The sequence below is a fragment of the Litorivivens sp. genome (assembly GCF_041625495.1).
GTDB lineage: Bacteria > Pseudomonadota > Gammaproteobacteria > Pseudomonadales > Spongiibacteraceae > Litorivivens.
Genome location: NZ_JBFJTH010000247.1, coordinates 1 through 3,884, shown reverse-complemented (window position 1 = coordinate 3,884; position 3,884 = coordinate 1). Strand labels below are relative to the sequence as shown.

Sequence of the window (3,884 nt, the reverse complement as noted above, 5' to 3'; positions counted from 1 at the left end):
GGAAAAGGAAAAGTTTTGGCGCTGGTGCGGCATTATTGGAAGTATTGCGATGGTATTGATGTGTCAGTCCCGCGCGGGGCTGGTGGCTATGCTGTTTGTTTCCCCAGCGGTGTATTTTATCTCACGCCTCAATAACCCCGTTTTGTGGATGACCGGCGGGGTAGGTATGGCCGCTGCGAGCATCGCCTTTACTAACCTGATGGAACTGGCGGATATCACCATCACGGAATTCAAACAGGCCCGGGCTGGATCAAGCCGGGTGCGGGCGGCACTGGCCCGCATTGCTATTCAGCGCTGGCGTGACGAAGCGCCGGTGTGGGGCCACGGCGTGGTGGAACGTGGCCCCCACCTGGTGGAATTTATGCCCATTGGTTCGCACCACAGTTGGTATGGCTTGCTGTTCGTCAAAGGTATTGTGGGCTTCTTCGCGTTGTTTATTCCGATGGTGGTGACACTGATTGTTCTGTTTATCCAGGCGCAGCGCTGTGCCACCTCGCGCGCCGGACTTTGCTGTATTCTGATTCTGATAATGTTCAGTTTCGGTGAAAATCTGGAGATACTGGCGTATCTGTTCTGGCCCGCTCTAGTGATAATTGGCGCGGCTTTTCGCAATGACATCGTAGGAAAATCATTTAATGCAAAAAACGTTTGACGCTTTGCTCGTAGGTTACTACGGCATGCACAATACCGGCGATGATATGCTCATGGCGGCCACTGCCGAAGGGGCAAAGGCACTCTATGGAGCTTCCCGTCTTGCGGCTACCTGCCCCAAGGGCAGCGAAGTTGCACAATGGCTGGAATGCGCACCCGTGCAAAGCCGGAAGCAGCGCGTTAGGGCGCAGGATCGAGCGCTCAAATATGTAGGGGCCTGGCGCAGCGAGCATATTCTGATTGGTGGTGGATCGGTATTTCATACGGCCAAAGATATTGCTCAAAAACGTCACTACCTGAAGCTTTCCGGTAATGCCGAGCACCGTGCGGTCGGCGTAGGTCTTGGCCCATTTGTCGATACAGAAGCGGAAAAGCAATGTGCTGCCTTTCTCAATGAGGCTGCTTTCACAGGCGTAAGAGATCGGGACAGTTACGACATTGCGAAATCGATAGCGCCTGCTGCCAATGTGGCGTTGACCTATGATCTGGCGCCAGGTTTGGTAGAAAGCGACGCCTTTAAGAGTGCGTTAGCATCCCAGCGCGACAATGCCATCGGTTTTGCACTTTGTCCAAAAGAGCGATTTGAGGGTTATAGCCAGCGCGAGACCAACCGCCTGTTAAAGCTGGCGGCGGCGGCAAAGCAATGGCATCGCGAAAGCGGCGCCGGCATAAGGCTATTTGATTTTAACGGTCACCCGACGCTGGGTGATGCTCAGGTTCACCAGGAGTTTATGAATCTGCTTGATGGTGTCCCGGTAGAGTATCTTCCTTATTATGCTAATCCATACCATTGTATCGCTGCCATAAGCCGTACGAAAATGATGGTAGCCATGCGATTACATGCGGCGATTTTTTCTTTTCTCACGAAAACACCGTACTTGAGCCTGAACTATCACCCTAAATGCGACAATTGGTGCAGGGATTCACAACACAGCCCCCAGTATGCGTTTGATAGCGCTACCTTCGATGTAGAAGCGTTGACCAAAAGCGGTTTTGACATCCTTAATGGTCACTATCTAGAGCCGCAACTTGCTATTGCGGCGGCCAGGGATGAAGCACTGAAAAACTGGGAGGCGCTGTGAGCAGTATCGATTTTGCAGTCATCGTGCCGCTGTACAACAAGGCATCTCACATCGTAGACACCCTGAACTCGGTGCGTGCTCAGAGCCATCCTGCGGCAGAGGTGATCGTGGTTGATGATGGTTCTACCGATGATGGTGCTGATCGTGTACAGGCCTTGATTGACGCAGGCTTTCCTGCGCTTTCGTTGATCCGGCAGACTAATGGTGGTGTATCGGTTGCCCGCAATACCGGGATAGCCGCGGCAACGGCAGATTTCATTGCATTTCTTGATGGCGATGACTTGTGGTTGCCGACGCTACTGGCTGAAATGGCGACACTGATAGCCACCTTTCCCGAGGCGGGTGGGTATTCCACGGCTTTTGCACACTATACACCCGATGGTCGTGTGAGCCCGATTCAACCGCATTTTCCAGAGCGCTACCGCGATAAACAGCAATTTCTTTACGACTACTTTGAAGCGGCGGCCACGGGTGAATTGCCGGCAATGACCTCGGCTACCTGTATACCCAAACGGGTACTCGACGAGGTAGGCGGTTTTCCTCCTGGTGAAAAAATCGGTGAGGATCAGGATGTCTGGATTCGGGTAGGCCAGCGCTATCCATTGGCCTACAGCCGTGCGGTATGCATGCACTATTTGGTCGAGGCGGAAAATCGTGCCTCCGTGATGCATGTGCCGGAGCGCGAATGTCCGTTCAGTGTCCGCTTGCGGGAGTACGCAGAGACCTCCGGTGACGAGCGCCGCCCGTTGATGCTGAAGCTCACAGCCAATCACTTGTTGCACCTGGCGCAACTCAATATCCGTAAAGGTAATTATGCAGCCGCCCGGCACTTGCTCAAAGAGCGCCGAACCTGGCTGCTGCCGGTGCGTCGGCTGAAATGGGAACTGGCGTTCTGGCTAGCGCGGTGCGGCTTGCTGTTTCGTCGTTGACGCGGATGGCGGCGGAGCGTTTAGCTCCGCGACGATTGCAGGGTCTGATTGGCTTGTAACGTGAGAAAGTAGCGGGTGGCCAGATCGTGAATGAAGGTGAACCAGAGCACGATGCCCAGGAATTTTGTTCCGTCCTCTACCAGGATAATAGCGGCGTTGCCGTCGGCGGGCAGCATGTCGGCGCAGACCGAAAGGGTCCAGCACAATAGCGCTGGCGCTGCGTAAATAAACGATGGTCCGATGGCTCGGTGGAAAATCAGCAGCGTTGCGATAATAAGAAAGCCGATGCTGGCCTGAATGGCCGCTTCGGGCAAATAAGGCACCATCTGCGACAGGGTTTCGTGAATCATCAGAGCATCGTCCGCCAGTAGCAGAAAGCTGCAGAGCGACAGCCACATCAGAGCGCTGGTCTTGCGCGGCCCACCTTGAATGCGTTTGCGAAAATTTCCAGCGAAAAAGCCCAGTGCGGCGGAGCCAGCCAACAGGCAAATACCTATAGTCGAAATGAGCCCGACAAACCAGGCGTTGTCTACCTGAGTGCCGGCGTCTTCGGTCAGGGTTCCCAACTTAATGCCGCTGCTCTGCTGGGCAACCAGCGCGACCATAAATACCAGCAGGGTAATGATGGCGGGCAGAGCGAGAGATGCCGCATTGAGCTCCGGCAATACCCGCTTTCGACGTATAACAAGTTTGGTATGCATGATTACGCCGCCACCAGGTTAACAACCTGTCTTTCCAGATTATCGTAACGGGTTGGGCGCATGATGTTCAGCAATACCGCGCAGCCCATGGTGGCACCGGTGCGGCCGAACTCTCGGACCAAAATGCTGACATCAGACTTCAGTGCGCGCTTGATCAATTCCCCGGCAGCCTTGGCATCACGCGATTGTACCGCGCGACGTGCAAGATAACGGTACTGGTAGGCACGGGCCAGGTTTTCCCATTTGATGACGAAGTCCATGTTGATACGTGCATTGTTGCTCACCGAGCGCTCCCACGAGGCAAGCTGGTTTTTCCAGTTGGCAGACAGGCCTTCACCGTTGACGCGGTAGTTGGTCAGCGCAGCATCGAGACCCGCAAATTTCCAGTCAGTGGACAGGGCGATGCGCAGCCAGCATTCAACATCCTCAGACTGACGGAAGGTTTCGTCGAAGTACTGGTGACCGAAGTGACCGCTCTCAGCGCGGATAAACTTGATGGCATCGAGCACTTCGCGGCGAAT

The 3,884-nt window shown here is 54.6% G+C and carries 4 protein-coding genes and 1 pseudogene; 3 read left to right on the top strand and 2 right to left on the bottom strand.

The features are described 5' to 3' along the window. The 3 genes from ABYP39_RS17865 to ABYP39_RS17855 form a co-directional block, all read left to right on the top strand. A partial coding sequence (locus ABYP39_RS17865; RefSeq protein WP_372783951.1) for an O-antigen ligase family protein occupies window positions 1-652 on the top strand: 652 nt, incomplete at its 5' end. Then, a complete protein-coding gene (locus ABYP39_RS17860; RefSeq protein WP_372783949.1) occupies window positions 636-1,733 on the top strand; it encodes a polysaccharide pyruvyl transferase family protein in 1,098 nt (365 codons plus the stop codon). The genes ABYP39_RS17865 and ABYP39_RS17860, both read left to right, overlap by 17 nt. Continuing rightward, entirely contained in the window at window positions 1,730-2,662 is a 933-nt protein-coding gene (locus ABYP39_RS17855) for a glycosyltransferase family 2 protein (RefSeq protein ID WP_372748881.1), read from the top strand. Before ABYP39_RS17860 ends, ABYP39_RS17855 begins: the two co-directional genes overlap by 4 nt. Before the next feature lie 20 nt (window positions 2,663-2,682). Here ABYP39_RS17855 and ABYP39_RS17850 read toward each other — a convergent pair whose 3' ends face one another. After that, on the bottom strand, window positions 2,683-3,363 hold the full coding sequence (locus ABYP39_RS17850; protein WP_372748880.1) for a hypothetical protein: 681 nt from the start codon (window positions 3,361-3,363) through the stop codon (window positions 2,683-2,685). Between the two features lie 2 nt (window positions 3,364-3,365). Further along, window positions 3,366-3,884, bottom strand: a pseudogene (locus ABYP39_RS17845) (glycosyltransferase family 2 protein); the annotation flags it as partial.